Raw genomic sequence first — 25,363 nt, 5'->3', positions numbered from 1 at the left:
GGACGTGGCCGGGACTCCGATCGGGTATCGGTGTCCCGGCCACGCCAACAGCGAACAGCCCTACGGATCAACCGGTTCGGGCGCGTCCTTGCGCGCCGCCACACGGGCGAGCGTGCGGGCGTGGTCGGGGTTGAGGAACCAGTGGCGGGCCGACGCCAGCCACCAGGTCGCGGCGAAGCCGAGGACGACGAGGACCGCGACCGGGGCGTAGTTGAAGGTCTCCCAGGTGACCGGCGAGACCTGCGGCAGCATGAACAGGACCGTGATCACGACGACCCAGGCGACCGAGACCACGCCGATCGCGCGCGACCAGCGGCCCAGGTGCCACGGACCCCGCTCGAACGCCTCCCCCTTGCGCAGCCGCAGCAGCGTCGGGATGACGTACGCGATGTAGAGCCCGATCACGGCGATCGACGTCACGGCCGCGTACGCCGTCACATTGATCAGGTACGGCAGCCCCAGCACGAGCGCACCCAGTGCCGCCAGCCACACCGCCGCGACCGGCGTGCGCGTGCGGGGGCTCACGGTGTGCCAGACCCGGGAGAACGGCAACGCCCCGTCGCGCGAAAACGCGTAGATCATGCGGCTGTTGGCGGTGACGGACGCCATCCCGCAGAAGAGCTGCGCGCCGATCACGACCAGGAGCAGGAGCTTGCCCGCCGTCGCCCCCAGCGCGTCGAGCAGGATCTGCGCCGGCGGCGCGCCCGTCGCCGAGCCCAGCTCCTTGTCGTACGACTGGATGGCGAAGGTGAAGCCGAGCAGCAGCACGAATCCGGCTATCCACGAGGTCCAGATCGACTGCACGATGCCCTTCGGGCCCGCCGTCGACGCGTCGTGCGTCTCCTCGGTCATATGGGCGGAGGCGTCGTACCCGGTGAAGGTGTACTGCGCCATCAGCAGGCCGACGAGGACGACGTACACGCCGCTGCCCCAGCCCGTGTTGTTCACGAAGTGCGTGAACACGAAGGACGCCGACTGATGGCGGTCCGGCACGAAGGCCAGCGCGCCCACGATCACCCCGACGCCCAGCACGTGCCACCACACGCTGATGTCGTTGAGGAGGGCGACGATCCGGACCCCGAAGGTGTTCAGCAGCCCGTGCAGGACGAGGATCCCGGCGAAGAGCAGGATCGTACGGCCCGGCGTGATCGTGAAGTCGAACTGCAGGTTCAGGTACGCGCCCAGGAAGGACGCCGCGCCGAAGTCGATCCCGGCGGTCACCGCGACCTGCCCGAGGACGTTGAACCACCCCGTGAACCAGGCCCAGGCGGCGGCCGACCTCGCCGGCGCCAGCCGATGGGCCCAGAAGTACAGCCCCGCCGAGGTCGGATAGGCCGAACAGATCTCGGCCATCGACAGCCCGACGAACAGCGTCATCAGTCCGACCGCGACCCACCCCCAGGTGATCACGGCGGGGCCGCCGGTGTTCATGCCGAACAGATACAGCGTCAGACACCCCGAAAGAACCGAGATGATCGTGAACGAGACCGCGTAGTTGGAGAACGCCGACATGCGGCGGGCGAGAACCTGCGTGTAGCCGAGCTGGGCAAGCCGTTCTTCGTCCGACAGCCCGCTCGCCTTGGCGTCATTTGTCATGCCCCCAGCGATTCCCTCGCCGGGGGATCGACATGCACCGATCAAGACGTCGGGTTGGCTAGAAAAGGCCCTTGTAGCCCTGCCAGCCGCTCCCGATCCTCACCCGCGCCGCGAACGACCCCTTGCCGGTGCCGTTCTGACGGTACAGATTGCCCGCGGTGTCCCGCGCGACCAGATCCGCCTTGCCGTCGCCCGTGATGTCCCCGGCGCCGACGACGACGTTGTACGACCCGCCCCAGCCCGCGAACACCTTCGTCCGGCCGCCGAACGACCCCTTGCCGGTGCCGTAGTAGCGGTACAGGGTGTTGGTCCTGTCCTGGGCGAGCAGGTCACCGATGCCGTCGCCGTTCAGGTCACCGACGCCGATGACCTTCTTGTACGTCTTCCAGTCGGCGTACAGCTTCACGCGCGCGGACAGCTTGCCCGTGCTCGTGCCCTTGTAGAGGTACACCGTGCCGGTCGCGGCGTCGCGGGCGATCAGGTCCGGCAGACCGTCCTTCGTCACGTCGCCGGGCGAGGTCAGGACGTCGTACTGGTTCCAGCCGCCGGACTCGAGTGTCGTGTACGGCGTCGACGGCTTCAGCGCGGTGTGGCAGGCCGGCTTGTACAGGCGCAGGGCCCCGCTCGCGAGGCGTACCAGGACATCGTTGCAGCGGTCCTTGTTCAGGTCGCCGAAGGGCACCGCCGTGATACCGGCCGGCCAGCCGCTGCCGCTGACCTTCTTGGAGAACGTGCCCTTGCCCGTGCCCTGCTGGAACGTCAGCGTGCCCGAGGAGGTGAGGGTGAGCAGGTCGCCGGTGCCGTCCGGGTACTCCACCACGGGGCCGCCCACGTAGTCGTGGCGCACCGCGCTGCCGCGCAGGAGCTGGACCGTGCCGCGCACCTCCAGCGGCGCGCCGACGCCGTCCGCGGGCACGACCGAGAGCGTCCAGTCGTACCAGCCGTTGGGCAGGTACTTCCCGGTGCTGGTGGCGCCGTGCCAGCCGACCTTCAGCTCGCCGCGCACCGCGCCGCCGTCCCGGGTGTCGACGACCTTGCCGGTCGCCTTGTCGCGCACGGTCAGCCTCCAGCTCGCGGCGGGCTTCGACAGCAGCACGCTCGTGAGGGAGACCAGATCCGGATGCTTCTCGTCCGCGTAGACCTCCCGCGCGGCCCGCGCCCCCTCCAGCGGGCGCAGCGGCTGCTGCGGCACACCGGACGGGACGAGGTGCACGCGCTCCTGGGCATCGACGTAGGCGGCGTTCGCGCCGGACTGGTCGACGGTCCAGCGCACGTCCCGCTGCGAGACCCCGGTGTCCGGCAGTTCGCCGATCACCCGGCTCGCGGGCGTGCCGGCCGCGACCGTCGTGAGGACCAGCTTCCCGTCCTGCTTGTCGTGTGTGACGACGTACCCGTCGCCGAGCTTCGCCTCGTCCGCCGGCACGGGCACGGACCTGCCCGCCGTACGGTCGTAGACGCCCGCCCGGCCGTCGCACGCCCAGTACAGCCAGCGGCCCAGCGCCTGGAGTTCGGTGGGGGTGCAGCCGGCGTCGGTGGTGACCGGGGCGGCGCTCTTGTTCGTGGTCAGGTTGTACGGCACGACGCTGCCGGGGGTCGTCCCGGCGGTCCACAGGGTGTCGCCGGAGAGGGCGGCGGCGCCAGGGGTGCGGGTGAGGTACGGGCTCGGGGCGGAGCGCAGCCGGTACACGTACTGCCGGCCGGCCGTGGTGTAGAGGATGTAGTGGCCCGAGGCGTCGGTGATCCGCCCGCCGGCGGGCACGTCGATGGTGTCGCCGTCGTACGGCCCCTGCCCGCCGACCTTGATCCGGTCGGACGCGGATCCTCCCGCGCTGTCGCGGTTCACCCAGGCGACCTGCCCGTCGCCCAGGCCGTGGAAGGCGGCGCAACCGGCGTCGTCGGCCGGGCAGTTGCCGATGAGGTAGTCCGTACTGAGGAACCGGGAGGCGGCGCCGAACGTGGGGCTCCCGGCCGCGGTGACGGTCCGGATGCGGCTGGTGCGGTCGCCCTGGGTGCCGTCGCCGCTGCCGTAGTCGGCGACGACGAGCCGTCCCTGGTTCAGCGACAGCCCCTGAATCGGCAACGGCGGCTTGGACAGCGCCTTGATCCGACGGACGACCGGGCTGCCGTCGGGGCCCTGCTGGATGCGCTGGACGCCCCAGTCGTCGGCAGTGGTGCGGCCCATCAGGACGGCGGTGCCGTCGGAGACGGCGGAGAAGTAGGCACCCGACGAGGGCATCAGGGTGACCGTGGGACCGCCCGTTATGGGTTGGGCGGTCACCACCGTACTGCCGCCGGAGCGGCGGACCAGCCAGTCGCCGACCACGGCGAGGTCCTGCACGGGGTTCACGCCGCTGCCCGACAGCGGGACCTCGGTCGGGGCCGCCGACAGATCGGAGCGGGAGAACACCTGCACGGCGGTCTGGCCGGTGTTGAACAGGACCACGTGCTCGGCGGTGACCTGAGCCCTGAGGTAGACCTTGGAGCGCAGCGGAGTCCAGTCCCGCACCTGCCCCGTGTGCCGGTCGACCATGAGCGACAGGTAATGCCCGTCCTTCGAGCCCTGGAACAGCAGCCCGTCGGCGTCCCCGCCCACGGGCGCCCCGAGGTTCACTCCCGCGGGCACTCCGCTGACCGGCACGTCACGCGTGGTGCCGTCGGCCTCCGGGAGCAACAGGTGCATCTCCCGCCAGGTCAGGCCCTTCTCGTCCGTCACGCCCCGGTAGGCGACCGCCAGGTCGCTGAACACGGTGAGCAGCCCCAGGCCCGAGGGCACATGGAGGGTGCGGGTGGTCCCGTCGACCGCGTTCCACAGGTCGACCCGGTCTCCCGGATAACGGTACGCGAGGACATCGCCGCCGGTCCCTCAGGCGCCCATGATGTCCGTCGGCCGCGTCACGGGCACGGACGTCCCGTCCGCGTACCGCGTCCAGACCAGCCCGGACCCCTCCAGCGTGTGGAAGACGCCCTGCTGCCCCGCGCCGTCGTGGCCGCTGGACGACGACCCGCTGTAGAGCTCGGCGGCGGGGTAGGTGGAGCGCAGCGTCGCCGGCACCACCGTCTCCTGCGGCACGTCCGCGACCGCCGTCGGCGACGGCAGCAACGGGCTCAGTCCGGCCGCCAGCACCGCGGAGGCGGCGACGAGGCGCAGGCGCACGAAGGCATGACGAGTCAAGAAGACCCTCCCCGAAGAACGAGACGGGACGCGCACCTCTTCTCGATGCCCCCGGCCCCCCGGCCGTCGCGTCCGCCTCAGAAGTCGGCTGATCCTACAGCGAGTTCACAGCCTCCGGGAACGTCTTTTCGAACGGCTCGGGACACAGTCGCGGGCATGGAAAACGCCGTGGCCCCCACCGGATCGGTGGGGGCCACGGCGTTCAGTCAGCACTCGCGGACGTCAGCGGACGTCAGCCGTTGCGCTTCCAGCGGGGCTTCTCGTCGCGGCGGCCGAAGGAACCGGTGCCGGTGCCCGTGCCGGTGCCGCGGTGGTCGTCGCGACGGCCGTACGGGCGGTCGTGGCTGCCGGAGCGGAAGCCGCTGGAGGGACGGTTGTCCTGGCGGTCGCGGTTGAAGGGACGGTCGCTGCCACGGTGGCCGCCACGGTCGTCGCGACGCTCGAAGGAACGGCCGGCGCCGGCGCCGGTGCCGGTGCCGGTGCCACGGTCGTTGTCACGGCGGAAGCCGGAGCCACCGCGGTCGTCACGACGCTCGAAGGAACGACCACCACGGTCGCCGTCCCGACGGTCACGGTCGAAGCCGCCACGGTCGTCACGACGGTCGTTGTCACGGCGGAAGCCGGAACCACCTCGGTCGTCACGACGCTCGAAGGAACGACCACCACGGTCGTCACGACGGTCGTTGTCCCGACGGAAGCCAGAGCCACCTCGGTCGTCACGACGCTCGAAGGAACGACCACCACGGTCGTCACGACGGTCGTTGTCCCGACGGAAGCCAGAGCCACCGCGGTCGTCACGACGCTCGAAGGAACGACCACCACGGTCGTCACGACGGTCGTTGTCCCGACGGAAGCCGGAACCACCACGGTCACCGCGGTCGTTGTCGCGGCGCTCGTAGTTGCCCCGCTCGTCACGGCGCTGACGCGGCTCGTAGGACGAACGCTCGGCGGCGGGCTGCTCGGACACGGCCGGCGTCTCGGCCGGGGCCTCGGCCACCGCCTGCTCCGCCAGGGCCTCCGCGGCCGCGACGACCGCCGCCTCCGGGTCCTCGCCCCGCTCGCGCGCGGCACGGGCCACCAGACGGTCGGCCTCCCCACGCAGCTCGACCGCACGACGCTGCGCGCGCTCCAGCTCCTTGGTGAGCTGCGAGACCTCACGCTCGGCCTGCTGCGCGGCGTCGCCGGCCGACTGAGCCTGGACCTCGGTCATCGACCGGGCGCCGGTGATCTCGGCGACCTCGGGCTCGAAGGCCGTACCGGAGTTGATGATGTGACGCGCGGCGTCGACGCCCGCGTCCTCCATCAGCCGGAAGATCTGACGACGCTGGTGCGGCAGGGAGAGGGACACCACGGTGCCGCTGCGGCCCGCGCGGGCCGTACGGCCGGAGCGGTGCAGGTAGTCCTTGTGGTCACCGGCCGGGTCCACGTTCAGGACGAGGTCGATGCCGTCGACGTGGATACCGCGGGCGGCGACGTCGGTCGCGACGAGCGCGTTGACGTAACCGTCCTTGAAGTCGGCCAGCGTCCGCGTACGGGCGCCCTGGGTCATGCCGCCGTGCAGCGCGTCGGCCTTCACACCGGCGTCACGCAGCTGCTCGGCGATACGGTCGGCGCCCAGCTGGGTGCGGACGAAGATGATCGTGCGGCCCTTGCGGGAGGCGATCGCGGCGGTGACCGGCGCCTTGTCCTTGGGCTTCACGATGAGGATGTGGTGGGACATCGTCGTGACGTTGCCCTGGGCGCTGTCGACCTCGTGCGTGACCGGGTTGGTCAGGTAGCGCTTGACCAGCGTGGAGATCTCGTTCTCCATGGTGGCCGAGAACAGCATCCGCTGGCCGCCGGCCGGGATCTGGTCGAACAGCTCGGTGACCTCGGGCAGGAAGCCCAGGTCGGACATCTGGTCGGCCTCGTCGAGAACGGCCACCTGGACGTTCTCCAGCGAGCAGGCGCCACGGTTGATGATGTCGCGCAGGCGGCCCGGGGTGGCGACGAGGACGTCGACGCCGCGCTCCAGGGCGTAGATCTGGTTGCCCATCGACGTACCGCCGCAGACGACCTTCATCTTCAGGCCGAGGACGTCGCCGTAGGGCTGCAGCGCGTCGGCGACCTGCATGGCCAGCTCACGGGTCGGCGTGAGGATGACGGCGCGCGGCTTCTTCTTGTCGGTGTGACCGCCGGCGAGCTGCGCCAGGGTCGGCAGACCGAAGGAGAGGGTCTTGCCGGAGCCGGTGCGGCCACGGCCGAGGATGTCCTTGCCGGCCAGGGCGTCCGGGATGGTCGCGGCCTGGATCGGGAACGGGGTGGTCACACCGTTCTGGGCGAGCTTGCGGACGACGCCCTCGGGGAGGCCGAGGGAGGCGAAGGTGATCTCGGGGGCGGCCTCGACGGTCTCGACCGTCTCCACGGTCTCGACGGCGGCCTGGATGCCCTCGTTGTTGTCGTTCTCGTTGTTCTCGGGCACGACGACGTGATCAGTACTGGAAACAGACATGCGAAATGCGAACCTTCCGGAGTTCTTCGGCACGCGCCCAAACTCCGTGAAGTCGCAATCGACCGCCTCTATGCGGTCCGGCCACGGCAAGGGAGAGTACGCGCCACACGCGGCGCTCTCTGCGTTGGCGCCGGGCAAATGGGATCAAACGATCTACCACCATACGCACCCCCTACCCCTAAAGGCAAACTGACCCCCAAAGGAGCAGGTCAGGCACGTACGGGAGGTCTTACGTCTGCTGGCAGGGGTTCCAACACCAGCGGTGGCCGAGCGTATTCCCGCCCCCTCCTCCGACTTTTCCGCCACCCCTCCACTTGTCGGCCCTTCCCCCGCCCCGCAGCCCCTCCAACACCCCGCTTACGCCGGTTGGCCCGCTCGCGGTGCCGGCTCCCGATCCACCAGCTGCGTGGTCTGCTCATGCGCCGAGGACGAGGGCTCCGCCGTGGTCGGATCGGGCGTCGGCGACACGGGCGGTGGCGGGGGAGGGGGCGGCGGTGTCGGATCGGACGTGGCGTGCGTGGGACTCGGCGCCCCGTTCGACGGCGGGGGCTGCTCCGGCTGCCCCTTGCCGTCCCCCTTGCCCGTCGCCCTGGTGGACGGCTTCGCACCGCCGGAGACCGACGCGGACGGGGACGCCGACCCGGAGGCCGACTCACCGGGCTTGGCGGAGGCGCCGCCCCTCACCCCCGTCCCCCCGTGGAACCCGCCACCGCCCCCGCCCTCCGCGGACCCCCCGTCGGGCCCCTGGCCGCCGTGCCGCCCCGCCGAGTGCGCGGGCCCGGGCCGGCCCGCGTCGTCACCCACGCTCATACAGCCGGCGGCGGACGCGACGACGATGACCGTGGCGGCCAGACGGACGGGTACGTACAAGGCGCGCACGGGCAGCCACCTCCGGAGGGGGTCTCCCCTGCTCGGCGGGCCGAGAGCCTGGGGATGGATCGGGGAGTCCCCCTGCCCAACTCCCGCCGCCCACAAGAGGACACGCGGGAACATGACACACGTCCCGAGCCCCAGGGAGCGTCAGCCCCCGTCACCCACTCCCCGCTCACTCATCCGTAGCCGAGCGCATGCAGCCGTTCGTCATCGATCCCGAAGTGATGCGCGATCTCGTGCACCACGGTGACCTCGGTCTCCGCGACCACGTCCTCCCGTGTCTCGCACATCCGCAGGGTCGGCCCCCGGTAGATCGTGATCCGATCCGGCAGCACCCCCGCGTACCACTCCCCGCGATCGGTCAGGGGAGTTCCCTCGTAGAGCCCGAGCAGCTCGGGATCGGCGGGGTCGGGCTCGTCCTCGACGAACACCGCCACGTTGTCCATCAACCGCGTCAGCTCCGGCGGAATCCGGTCCAGCGCCTCGGCGACCAGTTCCTCGAACTCCTCGCGCGTCATCTCCAGCACAGGGCCATTGTCCGGTACGACCGCCTCGCAGGAGAGTCGACGACAACCCCGTACGCCCCGCATACCCACCCCCGCACTTGGGCATACGGGACCAATGGTCCGCGCCCCCGCTGCCGTCACCACCGCCATATCCGCCGTCACCACCGCCCTGACCCGCAAGCGCCACACCCTCCGCTCGCGCCACTTCCGCCGCACCCGCCGCTTCCGCCCCGTCACCGAGGAACTCGTCCAGCAGCCGAACCCGTACACGCGGGCGCTCGGCCTGATGGCGGTCGTCCTCCTCGGCGCCTGGCTGGGCCTGCTGATCGTGGGCAATGTGCGCGTCCCGGTCGGCCCCATGAACACCACGATGACCCTGCGCCCCTCGGTCACCGGCGGCACCAAGATCAACGTCTCCCCGCTCGGTGCCCTGGAGCTGAACAGCCACATCGCCCCGGTCCGCCTCGACGTGAACGTCGACCAGCTGGACCCGGTCCGCGCGCAGGCCCTGGTCGACCACCCCGAGCGGCTCTCGGGCCTGCAGGACGAGGTGGCGCACGACGTCGAGCACGGCACGCTCGACCTGGCCGTACGGTCCTGCGTCGCGGTCGTGTCGGGCGCCACGGCCCTCGGCCTCGCGGTCTACCGCCGCCCGCGCCGCGCCCTGGCCGCCGGCGGCCTGGCCCTGACCCTGCTCACCGCCTCCGGCGCCACGGCCTTCGCCACCTGGAACCCGAATTCGGTGCTGGAACCGAGGTTCTCCGGACTGCTCTCCTCCGCCCCCTCCCTCGTCGGCAACGCCCGCAGCATCGTCAGTGAATTCAACGTCTACCAGGAGGAGTTGGCCCGTCTGGTGACGAACGTGACGAAGCTGTACGACGTCACCTCCACGCTCCCGACGTACGAACCGGACCCGTCCACGATCCGGGTCCTGCACGTCTCCGACATCCATCTCAACCCCGCGAGCTGGAAGATCATCGCGTCACTGGTGAAGCAGTACGCGATCAACGTGATCGTCGACTCCGGCGACACCATGGACCACGGAACGTCGGCCGAGAACGGCTTCCTGGACCCCATCCCCGACCTGGGCGCGCCCTACGTCTGGGTGCGCGGCAACCACGACAGCCTCGTCACCCAGCGCTACCTGGAACGCCTGAAGAACGTGCACGTCCTGGACGACGGCCGCGCGATCACGGTCGCGGGCCTGCGCTTCGCCGGCATCGGCGACCCCCAGTTCACCCCCGACCGCTCGGTCGTCCCGGGCGGCGACGCGGCGGAGGATCTGGCCGGCGCCCGCCTGGCCTCCGCCCTGCGCGACCAGCGCACGGCAGGCACCCCCGTCGACATCGCCATCGCCCACGAGCCGTCGGCGGCCCGCGGGACGGACGGCGAGGTGCCCCTCGTCCTGGCCGGTCACATCCACCACGAACAGACGGAGGTCATGAAGTACGGAACCCGCCTGCGCGTCGAGGGCTCGACGGGCGGCAGCGGCCTGCGCGCGATCGAGGGCAAGTACCCGGACCCCATCGAGGCGTCGGTCCTCTACGTCGACCGCGACACCCGCCGCCTCCAGGCCTGGGACGAGATCAAACTGGGCGGCCTGGGCCTGACGACGGCGGAGGTCAGCCGCCACCTCCCGAAGGAGAACCAACCCGGCGCGCCCCAGTCCTCCTCCCCCTCCCCGACCACCCCCACGACCACCCCGTAAACCGTTTTGGCGATACCTCCCGCCATCCCATATGCTTCTCACGTCCCCGACGCGCTGAGAAGCGCCCAGGCGGGCCGATAGCCCTCATCGTCTAGCGGCCTAGGACGCCGCCCTTTCAAGGCGGTAGCACGGGTTCGAATCCCGTTGGGGGCACGCAACACCGTGTGCGACACTGTTTTACGCGTCGCACGCAACAGCTTGGTCCTGTGGAGCAGTTTGGAGTGCTCGCCACCCTGTCAAGGTGGAGGCCGCGGGTTCAAATCCCGTCAGGACCGCTGAGGTTTCACATGAAACCTCGTGGCTGGGTAGCTCAGTTGGTACGAGCGATCGCCTGAAAAGCGATAGGTCGCCGGTTCGACCCCGGCCCCAGCCACAACAACGAAGGCCCCGTCCAATACGGACGGGGCCTTCGCCGTACCTCCCCCGATGCCCCGGCGAGCCGAACTTGGCATGCCCCGGGCAGGACACTACGTTCTGGCTGACCGACGTCGTGTGGTGAGGCAAGGGGGACCAGTGGTGGTGGGCAAGGACAGGGCGAAGCCGATACGGGAGCTCGACCTGGAGCGGTACCGGGCCCTGTACGGGCTGACGGCGGTCGTCCTGAGCAACTTCGCGATCGTCGCCGTCGCGATCGCCGGCGTATGGCGCCTGGGCAGCGACAAGTCGGTGATCATCGGCGTGCTGACCGCGGCCTTCACCTCGGTCAGCACCATGACCACGGCCTACTTGGGCATCAAGGCCGTCTCCAACACCGCCCAGGCGATGGCCCAGGGCGCCCCCCACCGCACCCCGACACCCTCCGAGACACCAACACCACCGACCGGGACGCCGACCCCCACACCCCTGAGCGAGACGCCGCCCCCCACACCTCCGGCCCCCCGCACCCCCTGACCACCCGCGGCCGCCATGCGACGCGAGGGGCCGTGCCGGTACGTCGCAAGCCCGTCGCTTACGTTCGGATCGAGCAGCGGCTCCCTTGCCCGGCCCACGCCTCATCCAGCGGCGACGGGCTCGACGTACCGGCACGGCCCCGCCCCACCACCGGCACCAGGCGCCCCACCACCGAACCGCAGGCGCACCAGGGCCCGAGATAAAGCACTCGCCAGTAATTTCGGCGAGGTGAGATCCTGGACGGCGTATGTCTACGCATCCTGCCCCCGTCCTCGGCGACCTCGCCCCCCGCCTTGCCGAGCTGTCCCTGCGCGACGCGCACCGGCTCGGCCGCAGGCTCGAGGGCGCGCGCCGGATCCGCAAGCCCGAAGCCCGCGCCGCCGTGCTCGCCGAGATCGACGCTGAGGTCACCAAGGCCGAGGCCCGCATGGCCGAGCGCCGCACCCGCGTGCCCGCCGTCACCTACCCCGAGCAGCTCCCGGTCAGCCAGAAGAAGTCCGACATCGCCGACGCCATACGCGACCACCAGGTCGTCATCGTCGCAGGTGAGACCGGCTCCGGAAAGACCACGCAGATCCCCAAGATCTGTCTCGAACTGGGCCGCGGCGTCCGCGGCATGATCGGCCACACCCAGCCCCGCCGCATCGCCGCCCGCACGGTCGCCGAGCGCGTAGCCGAGGAGCTGGACTCCCCCCTCGGCGAGGCCGTCGGCTGGAAGGTCCGCTTCACCGACCAGGTGAACCCGGACGGCACCTTCGTCAAGCTCATGACGGACGGCATCCTGCTCGCCGAGATCCAGACGGACCGCGAGCTGCGCGCGTACGACACGATCATCATCGACGAGGCCCACGAGCGCTCCCTCAACATCGACTTCCTGCTCGGCTACCTCGCCCAGCTGCTCCCCAAGCGCCCGGACCTGAAGATCGTCATCACGTCGGCCACGATCGACCCGGAGCGCTTCTCCCGCCACTTCGGCGACGCCCCGATCGTCGAGGTCAGCGGCCGTACGTACCCCGTGGAGGTCCGCTACCGCCCGCTCCTCGAAGAGGACGGCGACGACGCCGACCGCGACCAGATCACCGCGATCACGGACGCGGTCGAGGAACTGCAGGCCGAAGGCAAGGGCGACATCCTCGTCTTCCTCTCCGGCGAACGCGAGATCCGCGACACGGCGGACGCCCTCACCAAGAAGCAGTACCGCTTCACCGAGGTCCTCCCCCTCTACGCCCGCCTCTCCCACGCGGAGCAGCACCGCGTCTTCCAGCCCCACACCGGCCGCAGGATCGTTCTGGCGACCAACGTCGCCGAGACCTCGCTCACCGTCCCGGGCATCAAGTACGTCATCGACCCGGGCAACGCCCGTATCTCCAGATACAGCCACCGCACCAAGGTCCAGCGCCTGCCCATCGAGCCGGTCTCGCAGGCCAGCGCCAACCAGCGCAAGGGCCGCTGCGGCCGTACGTCGGACGGCATCTGCATCCGTCTGTACTCCGAGGACGACTTCAACACCCGCCCGGAGTTCACGGACGCGGAGATCCTCCGTACGAACCTGGCGAGCGTCATCCTCCAGATGACGGCGGCCGGCCTCGGCGACATCGAGAAGTTCCCCTTCATCGACCCGCCGGACCACCGCAACATCCGAGACGGCGTCCAGCTCCTCCAGGAACTGAACGCACTCGACCCGTCCGAAAAGGACGTACGCAAGCGCCTCACGGACACCGGCCGCAAGCTCGCCCAGCTCCCCGTCGACCCCCGGCTGGCCCGCATGGTCCTGGAGGCCGACAAGAACGGCTGTGCGCGCGAGGTCATGGTGATCGCCGCGGCGCTCTCCATCCAGGACCCGCGCGAGCGCCCCGCCGACAAGCAGACGCAGGCGGACCAGCAGCACGCCCGCTTCAGGGACGAGACGAGTGACTTCCTCGCCTTCCTCAACCTCTGGCGTTACGTCCGCGAACAACAGAAGGAGCGAGGCTCGTCGGCCTTCCGCCGCATGTGCAAGCAGGAGTACCTGAACTTCCTGCGCATCCGCGAGTGGCAGGACATCTACACCCAGCTGCGCACGGTCGCCAAGCAGATGGGCATCCACCTCAACGAGGACGACGCGGCGGAACAGAGCGTCCATGTCTCCCTCCTCGCCGGTCTGCTCTCGCACGTCGGCATGAAGGACGTGAAGGAGACCGGGGGCGAGAGCGGCGGGCGCGGCACGGGCAAGAACGAGTACCTCGGTGCCCGCAACGCCAAGTTCGCGATCTTCCCGGGCTCGGCCCTCTTCAAGAAGCCCCCGCGTTTCGTGATGTCGGCCGAGCTGGTGGAGACCTCCCGTCTCTGGGCCCGGGTGAACGCCAGGATCGAGCCCGAGTGGGTCGAACCCCTGGCGGAACACCTCCTCAAGCGCACCTACAGCGAGCCGCACTGGGAGAAGGACCAGGCGGCCGTGATGGCGTACGAGAAGGTCACCCTCTACGGCGTCCCGATCGTCGCCCAACGCAAGGTCAACTACGGTCGTATCGACCCCGAGACGAGCCGTGACCTCTTCATCCGCAACGCCCTGGTGGAGGGCGACTGGCGCACGCACCACAAGTTCTTCGCCGACAACCGCAAGCTCCTGACCGAGGTCGAGGAGCTGGAGCACCGTGCCCGCCGCCGGGACATCCTGGTCGACGACGAGACGCTGTTCGACTTCTACGACCAGCGGGTGCCGGCCCACGTCGTGTCCGGCGCGCACTTCGACTCCTGGTGGAAGCACAAGCGCCATGACGAGCCCGAGCTCCTCGACTTCGAGCGCTCGATGCTCATCAACGAACGAGCCGGTGACGTCAGCAAGGACGACTACCCCGACTCGTGGCGCCAGGACCGCCTGAAGTTCCGGGTGACCTACCAGTTCGAGCCGGGCGCGGACGCCGACGGCGTCACGGTGCACATCCCGCTCCAGGTCCTGAACCAGGTGACGGACGACGGCTTCGACTGGCAGATCCCGGGCCTGCGCGAGGAAGTGGTCACCGAACTCATCCGTTCCCTCCCCAAGCCCATCCGCCGCAACTACGTCCCCGCTCCGAACTTCGCGAAGCGGTTCCTCGACCAGGCCGTGCCCCTTCAGGAGCCCCTGCCGACGACCCTGGCCCGCGAGCTCAAGCGGATGGTCGGCGTACCGGTCACGGCCGACGACTTCGACTGGTCCCGCGTCCCCGACCACCTGAAGGTCACCTTCCGGATCGTCGACGAGCGGCGCCGCAAGCTGGCCGAGGACAAGGACCTCGAGACCCTCCAGCTCCAGCTGAAGCCGAAGGCGCGCAAGGCGATCTCGCAGGCCGCGGCGGCGACGGCGGAGCGCGAGGGCGGCGAGTCCCTGGAACGTACGGGCCTCACGGACTGGACGATCGGCACGCTGACGCGCGTCTTCGAGACACGCCGGGCCGGCCAGCCGGTGAAGGCGTACCCGGCCCTGGTCGACGACGGCCCGACGGCGAACACCGTCTCCGTACGTCTCTTCGACACGGAGGCCGAGCAGGCGCAGGCCATGTGGAAGGGCACCCGGCGGCTGATCCTGCGCAACATCCCGGTGAACCCGGCCAAGTTCGCCTCGGACAAGCTCACCAACGCCCAGAAGCTCGCCCTGTCCGCCAACCCGCACGGCTCCGTGCAGGCCCTGTTCGACGACTGTGCGACGGCGGCGGCGGACAAGCTGATCGGCGACTTCGGGGGCCCGGCGTGGGACGAGGAGTCGTACCGGAAGCTGTATGACAAGGTGCGCGCCGAGATCGTCGACACGACGGTCCGGACGGTGGGTCAGGTACAGCAGGTCCTCGCCGCCTGGCAGGCCTGTGAGCGCCGTCTGAAGGCCACCAGCAGCCCCACCCTGCTGGCGAACCTCACGGACGTACGGACGCAGCTGAACGCCCTGGTGAAGCCCGGCTTCGTCACGGCGACCGGCCTGCGCCGGCTCCCGGACCTGATGCGCTATCTGGTCGCCGCCGACCGCCGCCTGCAGCAGATGCCGACCGGCGTCCAGCGGGACACCACCCGCATGGAGAAGGTCCACGAGATGCAGGACGAGTACGCGTGGCTCCTGGAGCAGCTGCCACAGGGCCGGCCGGTCCCGCGGCAGGTCCTGGACATCCGCTGGATGATCGAGGAGCTCCGGGTCAGCTATTTCGCCCACGCGCTCGGCACGGCGTACCCGGTTTCCGACAAGCGCATCGTGAAGGCGATCGACGCGGCGGTGCCGTAACGGGACCTGCACGGTGGGTGAGTTCGACCCCGGGCTCACCCTCCTGTACAGTCTCTTCTCGCAGCACAGCGCAAGAAAGTGGCTGCGAAACCTGGTCCTGTGGAGCAGTTTGGAGTGCTCGCCACCCTGTCAAGGTGGAGGCCGCGGGTTCAAATCCCGTCAGGACCGCAGTAGATACGAGAGCCCGGGTCTTCGGACCCGGGCTCTCGCGCGTACGCACTCCGCACAGCCACACGAACTCACGGATCACTCGCGCCTCCGGACTCACAGACCGCCCGCACATCCGGACTCTCAGACCACCCGCGCAGACCGCCCGCGCGCGCCGAACCCCGGCAGCGCGCGTCCGAGCCCCTGGCGCACATTCGCAGAGTCCGGGCGCCCGTACGCCCCTTCACGCGGCTCACGCGCCCCCACCCCCACGCGGCCGCTCCCCGGGGCCCTCCCACCGAACGTCGGACGCGGGCTCCGCCCAGCCGGCGGAGCCCCCCGCACCTTGACGCCGTCACATTCGGCGGGTACCCCGGAATCCAGGGCACTCGACCTCCTGGAGGTGGTCCATGGCGGCGTCCGCTCGGCACGAGACGCGCGCGCTGCTCCGCGCCCATCTGTCGGCCGCCTCCGGGTACCGCCATCTGACGCGGCACTGCCCGATCTGTCACCAACTCCTGCGACTGGCCATGGAGCCCTCCGCGCATGGCGAGGAGGACGAGACGGCGGCCGAGGACGAAACGCCAGCGAAGGCGTGACCCTCGCGCGGGAGGGCACAACCGCCCAACTCCCTTAGCGCAGACGCGCCACGGGCAACAAGGACTCTGGCATGTGACGGGTGTCACCGCATAAGTTTTCAGAAGGGCGGAACTTACACCCCACCTACAACTGGTCAATTTAATATGTGCAATTGCACTACTCTCCGACGGCCCCCACAGGACATCCGACACCCCTCCCCAGACTCCGACAAGGCCGCTCACAGGCCCACCGCACGGCGCACACCCGTGCTCCTCCGGCACCTGAGCAGGGCACAAAAAAATCGCGCTGGACCCGGCGGAGTCCAGCGCGATCGACGACGCACCCTTGTCGCATGTGTAACTGGGTCGGGCGTGAGCCCTGTTGGGGCAGGACCCGCGTCGCTTGGAGCTGTGGTTCGGGCGTCCTGACAGGTTGGGGGACCTACCGAATTGCCCGGTTATGCAGTTGTTCAGGCCTCGCTGCGCTGCTGCGGGATACCCGCGAGTAGTGCGCGGACCTCAGCCTCGCGATAGCGGCGGTGCCCGCCGAGCGTGCGGATGGATGTGAGCTTGCCGGCCTTCGCCCACCGCGTGACCGTCTTGGGGTCGACGCGGAACATCGTGGCGACCTCAGCCGGGGTCAGCAGCGGCTCGGCATCAGGGGTGCGAGCGGTCATGAGCGGCCTCCTCGGGAGAACCGAACCTTCTCGGTTCTTTCCTCTAAATTCTGCACCTTGACCCGCGTTGCCCGAAATGGCGGACGCGAGTCGAGTCGGTTATAGGACGAACGGCTTGTCCTCGGCACTACAACTACACCATCCGTCCAGCCGCGTCGGCCAAACCGATGGAATTGCCCTCCCAGGTGTTCATCAGCGACGGAAGCCGATGGACCATGCCATAGCGGACAGTCACGCCACTGTGACGATCAGTCACAGGGCGATCAGGAGTCATCAGACCCCCCATAGCGCGCAATGCCGAGATTCCCGCCCAAACATGGACGGATGGAGCCCTCCCCCGGGCTCCTTGTCCTATTTTGGCACGAGGAGGGGCAAGCGATGCAAGAGCCAGGTAAGTGCCATCCGTCACGCTTGGCACACCGTCGACACAAAAGACCGGATCGGGACCTAGGTCCCGCCCTGCGGGTTCTTCTCCCGCAGTGAGGGTTCTTCAGCGTGCGAGGACCATACGTCAGTTCGGACGAACACCAGTGAGAAGCACATCACACTTCTCGAGCGGCAAACCCGCCCCAGTCGGCCCGAGGCACTCAGACGCCCCGAGGCACTCAGACAGCTCACAGGGCACACAGGCCCCAAAGGGCACACAGAACCCACGCGACACACAGGACTCGCACGCCCCATGGGCCCAAAGACCCTGGCCGCCCCTCAGTTCGCCGAGCGCCGGTCCCGGACCGAGCGCCAGCGCTCCACGAGCCGCCCGTACGCCTCGCCCGCCGCCGCCCCGTCCCCGTGACGCAGCGCCTCGATGCCCTCGGCGACGTCGGCCGCCGAGTGGTCGTCCTCGAGGTGCCCGGCCGGCAGGGCGTGCACGAGCCCGCCGTAGTCCAGCTCGACCAGCGAGCGCGGATGGAACTCCTCCAGCCAGCGCCCCACGTCCACCAGGCCGTCGATGAGGGGCCCCTCGTCCAGGGTGTCCCGCAGGGTCTTCAGGGCGCGTGCCGTCCGCCGCCGCGCCTGCACCATCGGCGTCCGGTAGCGCAGCATCGGCGGCGCTCCGTCGCCGCCCGCCCCCTTCTCGTACCGCCGCTCCTCGTCGGTGACGAGCACGAACCAGTTCAGCGGCACCTGCCAGGTAGAGGTGCGGATCCACGGGCGGGCGTCGGGGTTGCGGGCCAGCCAGCGCTCGTAGTCAAGGCCCGCCTGGCGGCGTACCAGCGGCGGCAGGACCGCGTCCAGGACGGACGCGGGCAGTTCGTCGGCCAGGTCCTCCAGCGCCTGCCAGCCGCGCAGCCGGGTGCGCCAGGGACAGACGCAGAGCACTCCGTCGACGCTCAGCACGAACGCGTCCGCGCTCTCGTGCACCGGCACGGGGATCGGCGGGGTGGGCAGCAGGTCGGCCAGGGAGCGGCGCAACTCGTCCTGGTACGACGGGCGCTCGGCGCGCCGTGCGTAACGCGCCCAGTGGGTTCGCTCAGGCTCCGGGAAGGCGGCCAGCGGTTCGTACACGCGCAGATAGGACGCGTACGGGACGATCACCGAGGACACCTTGGGCACCCCTGCTCCCTCCCCAACGGACCGGACACGAAACCCGGGCGGGATCCCGGGCGAGCGGCGCGCGGGCGACCGGGAAATCACTCCAAATCGTCCCACGACCGTGCGGAAACGTACTCCGGGAGGAGGTGATCCTGAACACTGCGCGGATGGTGACCGGGCACAGGCTCTAATCTCATGCCCACGGAAGCCCGCCATCCGCACGGGCACCGTCCACAACCGCCGCTACTTACCTGGGAGTCACCACAGTGACCGACGTAACCGACGGCGTCCTGCACACCCTGTTCCATTCGGACCAGGGGGGTCATGAGCAAGTCGTGCTCTGCCAGGACCGGGCCAGCGGCCTCAAGGCCGTCATCGCCATCCACTCCACCGCTCTGGGCCCCGCCCTGGGCGGTACGCGTTTCTACCCGTACGCGAGCGAGGAGGAGGCCGTCGCCGACGCGCTGAACCTCTCGCGCGGGATGTCGTACAAGAACGCCATGGCCGGTCTCGACCACGGCGGCGGCAAGGCCGTGATCATCGGGGACCCCGAGCAGATCAAGAGCGAGGCCCTGCTCCTCGCCTACGGCCGGTTCGTGGCCTCGCTCGGCGGGCGCTACGTCACCGCGTGCGACGTCGGTACGTATGTCGCCGACATGGACGTCGTGGCGCGCGAGTCCCGCTGGACGACGGGCCGCTCGCCCGAGAACGGCGGCGCCGGCGACTCCTCGGTCCTGACCGCCTACGGGGTCTTCCAGGGCATGCGGGCCAGTGCCCAGCACCTGTGGGGAGACCCGACGCTGCGCGGCCGCAAGGTCGGCATCGCGGGCGTCGGCAAGGTGGGCCGCCACCTGGTGGACCATCTGCGCGAGGACGGCGCCGAGGTCGTGATCACGGACGTACGCGACGAGTCCGTACGGCAGATCCTGGACAAGCACCCGACGGGTGTCACGGCCGCCACGGACACCGAGGCGCTGATCCGCACCGAGGGCCTGGACATCTACGCCCCCTGCGCGCTGGGCGGGGCGCTGAACGACGCGTCCGTGCCGGTGCTCACCGCGCGGATCGTGTGCGGCGCCGCCAACAACCAGCTCGCGCACCCGGGTGTCGAGAAGGACCTCGCGGATCGCGGGATCCTCTACGCGCCGGACTACGTGGTGAACGCGGGCGGTGTCATCCAGGTCGCCGACGAGCTGCACGGCTTCGACTTCGACCGGTGCAAGGCGAAGGCCACGAAGATCTTCGACACCACGCTGGCCATATTCGCACGTGCGAAGGAAGACGGGATTCCGCCGGCTGCCGCGGCCGACCGGATCGCCGAGCAGCGGATGGCGGAGGCGCGCCGCCGCGGATAACGGAACCTTCCATTCCGTCGCATTCCGCGCGCGTCTCGATGCTTGTCAGGGACCCGCCGAGGGGACACTTCGAGAGAACTCTCACTCCCGTCGGCGGGTCGTCCGCCAAGAAGAGGTTAAAATCGCGGTTGACCAGCGGGGACAGGGCACCTCGCAGGTTCTGGGCCTAGGCGCGTCCTGCGGGCGACGTACCGTATGGGCGCGGGCTCAGGTACCGTGGAAGCCCTACGGACCGGTCTCTCCATGGAGAGCCCGTTCCAGATCATGAACGCGTGTCAAGACTCTGGGGCCACCGAGCCCCGTATCCGAGGGGGTCGAGCCATGGGGCGCGGCCGGGCAAAGGCCAAGCAGACGAAGGTCGCCCGCCAGCTGAAGTACAGCAGCGGCGGGACTGACCTCTCGCGTCTGGCCAATGAGCTGGGCGCTTCGACTTCGAATCAGCCGCCGAATGGCGAGCCGTTCGAGGACGACGACGAGGAAGACGACCCGTACGCCCAGTACGCGGATCTCTACAACGACGACGATGAGGATGAGGACGACCAGTCCGGTCCACAGTCTCAACGTCGCGGCGCTTGACGCACCAGCGTCCCTCGCGGTTTCCGCGATCTCTCGTAGCAGTAGCGGTGAGTAGATCTCTGTTGGCGGATTTCTCGTAGCAACCGCACTTCACCCGGTCCGGGGCCTCAACGCCGGACCGGGTTTCGTGCTGCCCCGCGGGCCTCAGTTCGCGTAGTCGCCGATCAGGGCCGCGCCCGTCGCGTGCTCGCCACGCTCGGTGATCTCACCGGCGATCCAGGCGTCCACGCCGCGGTCCGCGAGGGTGGCCACCGCCACGTCCGCCGATTCCTCGGGGACGATCGCGATCATGCCCACGCCCATGTTCAGCGTCTTCTCCAGCTCCAGACGCTCGACATCGCCGGTCTTGCCGACGAGGTCGAAGACCGGGGCCGGGGTCCAGGTCTCGCGGTCCACGATCGCGTGCAGCCCGTCCGGGATCACCCGGGCCAGGTTGGCCGCGAGCCCGCCGCCGGTGATGTGGCTGAAGGCGTGCACGTCGGTGGTCCTCGTCAGCGCCAGGCAGTCCAGCGAGTAGATCTTGGTGGGCTCCAGAAGCTCCTCGCCGAGCGAGCGGCCGAACTCCTCGACGTGCTGGTCCAGGCTGAGGTTCGCCCGGTCGAAGAGGACGTGCCGGACGAGCGAGTACCCGTTCGAGTGAAGACCGGAGGCCGCCATGGCGATCACCGCGTCACCCGTACGGATACGATCCGGGCCGAGCAGCCGGTCGGCCTCCACCACGCCCGTACCGGCGCCCGCGACGTCGAAGTCGTCCGGACCGAGCAGGCCCGGGTGTTCGGCCGTCTCGCCGCCCACCAGGGCGCAGCCCGCGAGCACACAGCCCTCGGCGATGCCCTTCACGATGGCGGCCACGCGCTCCGGGTGGACCTTGCCCACGCAGATGTAGTCGGTCATGAAGAGCGGCTCGGCGCCGCACACCACGATGTCGTCCATGACCATCGCGACCAGGTCGTGGCCGATGGTGTCGTACACGCCGAGCTGCCGGGCGAGGTCGACCTTGGTGCCCACGCCGTCCGTGGCGGAGGCGAGCAGCGGGCGCTCGTAGCGCTTGAGGGCGGAGGCGTCGAAGAGGCCGGCGAAGCCGCCGAGGCCGCCGAGGACCTCGGGGCGCTGCGTCTTCTTCACCCACTCCTTCATCAGCTCTACGGCGCGGTCGCCCGCTTCGATGTCGACGCCTGCGCTTGCGTAGCTGGCACCAGTGCCCGCGTGCGGAGCACGCTGAACAGATTCAGCAGACATTGCCTGGGATCTTTCGGGTTGGTGATACGGGGGCTCTGCGGCGCTTACGGGCGACGGATCGCGTCGGCCGCGGCCGTGGCGGCGGGGCCCGCGGCCAGCTCGGTCTCCAGAAGCTGCTTGCCCAGCAGTTCCGGGTCCGGGAGCTCCATCGGGTACTCGCCGTCGAAGCAGGCGCGGCACAGGTTCGGCTTGGCGATGGTGGTCGCCTCGATCATGCCGTCGATGGAGATGTACGAGAGGGAGTCGGCGCCGAGCGAGGTGCCGATCTCCTCGATGGTCATGCCGTTGGCGATCAGCTCGGCGCGGGTCGCGAAGTCGATGCCGAAGAAGCAGGGCCACTTCACGGGGGGAGAGGAGATCCGGATGTGGACTTCCGCCGCACCTGCCTCGCGGAGCATGCGCACCAGGGCCCGCTGGGTGTTGCCGCGCACGATCGAGTCGTCGACGACGACCAGGCGCTTGCCCTTGATGACTTCCTTCAAGGGGTTCAGCTTCAGACGGATGCCCAGCTGGCGGATGGTCTGCGAAGGCTGGATGAAGGTCCGGCCGACGTACGCGTTCTTGACCAGGCCGGCGCCGAACGGGATGCCGCTGGCCTCCGCGTATCCGATCGCGGCGGGCGTCCCGGACTCCGGGGTCGCTATCACCAGATCGGCCTCGACAGGGGCTTCCTTGGCGAGCTTGCGGCCCATCTCGACACGCGAGAGGTACACGTTCCGGCCGGCGATGTCCGTGTCCGGGCGGGCCAGGTACACGTACTCGAAGACACAGCCCTTGGGCTTCGCTTCCGCGAATCGGGACGTACGCAGGCCGTTCTCGTCGATGGCGACGAACTCGCCCGGCTCGATCTCACGGACGTAGGCCGCGCCGCAGATGTCGAGGGCGGCGGACTCGGAGGCGACGACCCAGCCGCGCTCCAGGCGGCCGAGGACCAGCGGGCGGATGCCCTGCGGGTCGCGGGCCGCGTACAGGGTGTGCTCGTTCATGAAGACGAGGCTGAAGGCGCCCTTGACCTGCGGGAGGACCTTCGCGGAGGCCTCTTCGACGGTCAGCGGCTTGCCGTCGTCGTCGACCTGGGCCGCGAGGAGCGCGGTGAGCAGGTCGGTGTCGTTGGTGGCGGCCACGCGGGTGGTGCGGCCGTCCTGCTTGGGGAGGTCGGCGACCATCTCGGCGAGCTGCGCCGTATTGACGAGGTTGCCGTTGTGGCCGAGCGCGATGGAGCCGTGCGCGGTGGCACGGAACGTCGGCTGGGCGTTCTCCCACACGGAGGCGCCGGTGGTCGAGTAGCGGGCGTGACCGACCGCGATGTGACCCTGGAGCGAACCGAGCGAGGTCTCGTCGAAGACCTGGGACACGAGGCCCATGTCCTTGAAGACGAGGATCTGGGAGCCGTTGCTTACCGCGATACCCGCGGATTCCTGGCCCCGATGCTGGAGGGCATAGAGCCCGAAGTAAGTGAGCTTGGCGACCTCTTCACCGGGGGCCCAGACTCCGAAGACGCCGCAAGCGTCCTGGGGGCCTTTCTCGCCGGGGAGCAGATCATGATTGAGTCGACCGTCACCACGTGGCACGCCACCGAGTGTAGGCGAGATCGACCACTGGTCCGAATTGGGGATACGGACCTTTGACGGATCACTCGTCGGCGACGGCTTGTATGGTCTTTCCGTTTGTGCTGGTCAGCGCGATGGCTCGGTGGTTCAACTCGTATGCGACGGTGCTGTCGAAGAAGCCCAGCAGGGTCCTCTCGGTACCCATGAGTGAGCCGTCGCACATCATCCGGGTGGTCTTGGCGGTGCCGAGGGTGATAAGTCCGTCGCGGACGGTGGCCTTGGCGGTGACCTGATTGCAGCCGAGGCGGCCGGAAAGGGTGCCGTTCGCCTTGTCGAGGGTGAAGTGGGCGTCGGCCCCCTGGGGGAGGGACTGGGCCACGTCACCGTCCCCGAGGGAGGTGACCGTCCATTTCGTGCCGTACAGGGGCGCGTCCGGCTCCTTGGTGAGATCGACGCGGTCGCCGCCGTCGGTGGTGAGCGTCAGCTTGTCGCCCTTGACCTCGCTGGTGAACGTGTGGTCGACGTAGGCGCGGCTGAGGCTCTGCTCGAAGCTCATGGGGTCCTTCTGGCAGCCCATGTCGGTGGCCTCGATCGTCCCGAAGTCGACACGGTCACCCTTGAGGGTGACGGTCGAGCCGAAAGTGTTGCAGCCGAGGTTGCCGCTGACGCGACCGTCTTCGCCGATCCGCAGATACGCGCTGTCCGGCGCCTGCCGGGTCCGGCCATGCGTGGTGAGGGTGTCGACACTCCAGTGGACGCCGGTGACCGGCGACGATCCGGTCCCCACGGAACCGCCGCCCCCCGTCTCGGTGCCGCAGGCCACGGCGAGCGGAAGCAGGGTCAGGACGCTGAGGGTCAGTCGCTGCTTGTCCATGACGGTGTGACGGGAGGGGTGGGGTGGCCGGTTCCCCTCCGAGGCGGTGCGGGTGGGGTCAGCGGGTGCTCGGCGGGTGGGCTCAGCCCATCAGGGGCAGCAGCCCGCCGAGGTCGGCCCGCTCGCCGCTCGCGCTGACCTTCGCCTCGTCCAGCGCGGTCGTCCACTCCGTACGTCCCGTCGCCAGCCGGATCCAGGTCAGCGGGTCGGTCTCCACGACGTTCGGCGGTGTGCCACGGGTGTGCCGGGGGCCCTCCACGCACTGCACGACGGCGTACGGCGGGATCCGCACCTCCGTCGACGCGCCGGGTGCCTTCACCGCGAGCGCGTCGGCGAGCAGCCGGGTGCAGGCGGCGAGGGCCTGGCGGTCGAGGGGGATGTCGGCGCCGGCGGCGCGGTTCAGGTCGTCGGTGTGCACGACGAGTTCGACGGTGCGGGTGACGAGGTAGTCGGCGAGGGTCATCGCGCCGATGCGAGCCGCGAGCAGCCGGTCGTCGGGGACCGTGGCCAGGCGCTCGGTGATCCGCTGTTCGGCGCGGGCGTAGAGCGCGTCGAGGCCGGGGTTGTCGCGGGCGAGTTCGCGGGTGCCGTCGGCGATGTCCCCGGCGCGTGCCGACGTCGCGAACGGCCAGTCGAGCAGCGCGAGTTCCTTCGCCGCGGGCTCGGGCCGGTCGAGGTTCCGGCTGACGGTCTCGACGGCCATGGTGAGGTGCGCGGCCAGCTCCCGCACGCTCCAGTCCCCGAGGTGCGTGGGCCGCGCCAACTGCTCCTCGGTCAGAGTGCGGACGCCCTGCCGCACGTTCCCGAACTGCGCGAGCACCGCCGCGCGGATCTTGGCGGAGTCGTAGGTACGGGTGCGTTTCCTGGCCGGCGGCATGTGGCGAGCCTAGGGCCTGTCCGGCCGGGGACGTGGAGAATTTGATGTCCGGACAGGCTTGATGTCCGTACAGGCTTGATGTCCGTACGGGAGCGTCACGCTTTGCGCGCGTAGTCCCCGAGTCCGTGTTCCACCAGTGCGAAGGCCCGCTCGGCGCGCCCGGGGGCGTCGGCGGCGACCGTGGCGGCCATGGTGTCGCCGGTCTCCTCGGCGAGGAGTGCGGCCAGGTCGCGCGTGCCCTTCTGGGCGGCGAGGAAGGCGCGCTCCATCAGGACCGGGGTCCGCATGACGAGTTCGCGTAGCTGCCGGGCGATCGGGTCGCCGTTCAGACCGACCGCGGGGTCACGCGCCTCGACCATCTCAAGGAGCTGCCGGCCCCGCGCTCCTCGCGCTGAGGCTGCCCAAGGCCGGTGACACGAAGGGCAGCGCGACCCGGCCCCGGGAGACCGAGCCCGTCCCGGCATGACGACGGCCCCGCCCGTCGAACGGGCG

Annotated in this window: 19 protein-coding genes and 4 tRNA genes; 10 read left to right on the top strand and 13 right to left on the bottom strand. The window is 69.7% G+C overall.

The window, feature by feature from the left end; all coding sequences use genetic code 11:
* Window positions 1-60 precede the first annotated feature (60 nt).
* From ACIQTP_RS33985 to ACIQTP_RS33960, 6 genes are all read right to left on the bottom strand, one after another.
* The gene (locus ACIQTP_RS33985; RefSeq protein ID WP_403407239.1) at window positions 61-1,596 is read right to left on the bottom strand and encodes an amino acid permease; all 1,536 of its coding nucleotides are present in this window, start codon (window positions 1,594-1,596) and stop codon (window positions 61-63) included.
* A 58-nt stretch (window positions 1,597-1,654) separates the two neighbouring features.
* Window positions 1,655-4,369, bottom strand: coding sequence for an FG-GAP-like repeat-containing protein (locus tag ACIQTP_RS33980; protein ID WP_403407237.1), 2,715 nt, complete (start codon window positions 4,367-4,369; stop codon window positions 1,655-1,657).
* Between the two features lie 90 nt (window positions 4,370-4,459).
* On the bottom strand, window positions 4,460-4,768 hold the full coding sequence (locus ACIQTP_RS33975) for a hypothetical protein (RefSeq protein WP_403407235.1): 309 nt from the start codon (window positions 4,766-4,768) through the stop codon (window positions 4,460-4,462).
* Between the two features lie 232 nt (window positions 4,769-5,000).
* Window positions 5,001-7,259 (bottom strand): DEAD/DEAH box helicase, encoded by a 2,259-nt coding sequence (locus tag ACIQTP_RS33970; RefSeq protein WP_403407233.1) that lies wholly within the window; start codon window positions 7,257-7,259, stop codon window positions 5,001-5,003.
* Window positions 7,260-7,616: 357 nt separating this feature from the next.
* Complete coding sequence (locus ACIQTP_RS33965; protein WP_403407231.1) at window positions 7,617-8,138, bottom strand: hypothetical protein; 522 nt, start codon at window positions 8,136-8,138, stop codon at window positions 7,617-7,619.
* A 170-nt stretch (window positions 8,139-8,308) separates the two neighbouring features.
* Entirely contained in the window at window positions 8,309-8,659 is a 351-nt protein-coding gene (locus tag ACIQTP_RS33960; RefSeq protein ID WP_067377126.1) for a metallopeptidase family protein, read from the bottom strand.
* 94 nt (window positions 8,660-8,753) lie between these two features.
* On the opposite strand from ACIQTP_RS33960, the gene ACIQTP_RS33955 reads away from it, so the two are divergent.
* The 8 genes from ACIQTP_RS33955 (at window position 8,754) to ACIQTP_RS33920 (ending at window position 16,211) form a co-directional block, all read left to right on the top strand.
* Window positions 8,754-10,346 (top strand): metallophosphoesterase, encoded by a 1,593-nt coding sequence (locus ACIQTP_RS33955; RefSeq protein ID WP_403407229.1) that lies wholly within the window; start codon window positions 8,754-8,756, stop codon window positions 10,344-10,346.
* 80 nt (window positions 10,347-10,426) lie between these two features.
* Window positions 10,427-10,499 (top strand) — tRNA-Glu (locus ACIQTP_RS33950).
* Between the two features lie 47 nt (window positions 10,500-10,546).
* Window positions 10,547-10,621, top strand: a tRNA-Asp gene (locus ACIQTP_RS33945).
* Window positions 10,622-10,645: 24 nt separating this feature from the next.
* Window positions 10,646-10,719 (top strand) — tRNA-Phe (locus ACIQTP_RS33940).
* A 146-nt stretch (window positions 10,720-10,865) separates the two neighbouring features.
* Window positions 10,866-11,237 carry a hypothetical protein gene (locus ACIQTP_RS33935; RefSeq protein ID WP_403407227.1) on the top strand — a complete coding sequence of 124 codons (372 nt, stop codon included), beginning with the start codon at window positions 10,866-10,868 and terminating at the stop codon, window positions 11,235-11,237.
* A gap of 247 nt (window positions 11,238-11,484) precedes the next feature.
* Complete coding sequence (gene hrpA, locus ACIQTP_RS33930) at window positions 11,485-15,465, top strand: ATP-dependent RNA helicase HrpA (RefSeq protein WP_403407225.1); 3,981 nt, start codon at window positions 11,485-11,487, stop codon at window positions 15,463-15,465.
* 93 nt (window positions 15,466-15,558) lie between these two features.
* Window positions 15,559-15,633 (top strand) — tRNA-Asp (locus ACIQTP_RS33925).
* Window positions 15,634-16,022: 389 nt separating this feature from the next.
* Complete coding sequence (locus ACIQTP_RS33920) at window positions 16,023-16,211, top strand: DUF6274 family protein (protein WP_402051360.1); 189 nt, start codon at window positions 16,023-16,025, stop codon at window positions 16,209-16,211.
* Window positions 16,212-16,660: 449 nt separating this feature from the next.
* On the opposite strand, the gene bldC is transcribed toward ACIQTP_RS33920, so the two are convergent.
* Together bldC and ACIQTP_RS33910 are read right to left on the bottom strand one after the other, a co-directional pair.
* The gene (gene bldC, locus ACIQTP_RS33915) at window positions 16,661-16,867 is read right to left on the bottom strand and encodes a developmental transcriptional regulator BldC (protein WP_003949541.1); all 207 of its coding nucleotides are present in this window, start codon (window positions 16,865-16,867) and stop codon (window positions 16,661-16,663) included.
* A gap of 705 nt (window positions 16,868-17,572) precedes the next feature.
* Entirely contained in the window at window positions 17,573-18,421 is an 849-nt protein-coding gene (locus ACIQTP_RS33910; RefSeq protein ID WP_402051363.1) for a hypothetical protein, read from the bottom strand.
* Window positions 18,422-18,666: 245 nt separating this feature from the next.
* On the opposite strand from ACIQTP_RS33910, the gene ACIQTP_RS33905 reads away from it, so the two are divergent.
* Window positions 18,667-19,755 (top strand): Leu/Phe/Val dehydrogenase, encoded by a 1,089-nt coding sequence (locus tag ACIQTP_RS33905; protein ID WP_403407222.1) that lies wholly within the window; start codon window positions 18,667-18,669, stop codon window positions 19,753-19,755.
* Window positions 19,756-20,076: 321 nt separating this feature from the next.
* Window positions 20,077-20,331 carry a DUF3073 domain-containing protein gene (locus ACIQTP_RS33900; protein ID WP_328450774.1) on the top strand — a complete coding sequence of 85 codons (255 nt, stop codon included), beginning with the start codon at window positions 20,077-20,079 and terminating at the stop codon, window positions 20,329-20,331.
* Window positions 20,332-20,475: 144 nt separating this feature from the next.
* Here the strand turns inward: ACIQTP_RS33900 and purM are convergent, their stop codons facing one another.
* From purM to ACIQTP_RS33875, 5 genes are all read right to left on the bottom strand, one after another.
* Window positions 20,476-21,570, bottom strand: a complete 1,095-nt coding sequence (gene purM, locus ACIQTP_RS33895; protein WP_403407220.1) for a phosphoribosylformylglycinamidine cyclo-ligase — start codon at window positions 21,568-21,570, stop codon at window positions 20,476-20,478.
* A gap of 44 nt (window positions 21,571-21,614) precedes the next feature.
* Window positions 21,615-23,141: an amidophosphoribosyltransferase gene (gene purF / locus ACIQTP_RS33890; RefSeq protein WP_075031373.1), complete on the bottom strand. Its 1,527-nt coding sequence runs from the start codon at window positions 23,139-23,141 to the stop codon at window positions 21,615-21,617.
* A gap of 61 nt (window positions 23,142-23,202) precedes the next feature.
* Window positions 23,203-23,994 (bottom strand): META domain-containing protein, encoded by a 792-nt coding sequence (locus ACIQTP_RS33885; protein ID WP_403407218.1) that lies wholly within the window; start codon window positions 23,992-23,994, stop codon window positions 23,203-23,205.
* 82 nt (window positions 23,995-24,076) lie between these two features.
* The gene (locus ACIQTP_RS33880) at window positions 24,077-24,871 is read right to left on the bottom strand and encodes a sterol carrier family protein (RefSeq protein ID WP_403407216.1); all 795 of its coding nucleotides are present in this window, start codon (window positions 24,869-24,871) and stop codon (window positions 24,077-24,079) included.
* Window positions 24,872-24,966: 95 nt separating this feature from the next.
* Window positions 24,967-25,230 carry a hypothetical protein gene (locus tag ACIQTP_RS33875; RefSeq protein WP_403407214.1) on the bottom strand — a complete coding sequence of 88 codons (264 nt, stop codon included), beginning with the start codon at window positions 25,228-25,230 and terminating at the stop codon, window positions 24,967-24,969.
* Window positions 25,231-25,363 lie beyond the last annotated feature (133 nt).

Origin of the sequence: Streptomyces sp. NPDC090798 (assembly GCF_044768965.1) — a bacterium.
In the GTDB taxonomy this organism is placed as follows: Bacteria; Actinomycetota; Actinomycetes; order Streptomycetales; family Streptomycetaceae; genus Streptomyces.
The sequence above is the reverse complement of the archived record's forward strand: the minus strand, read 5'-3'. Positions and strand labels throughout refer to the sequence as shown.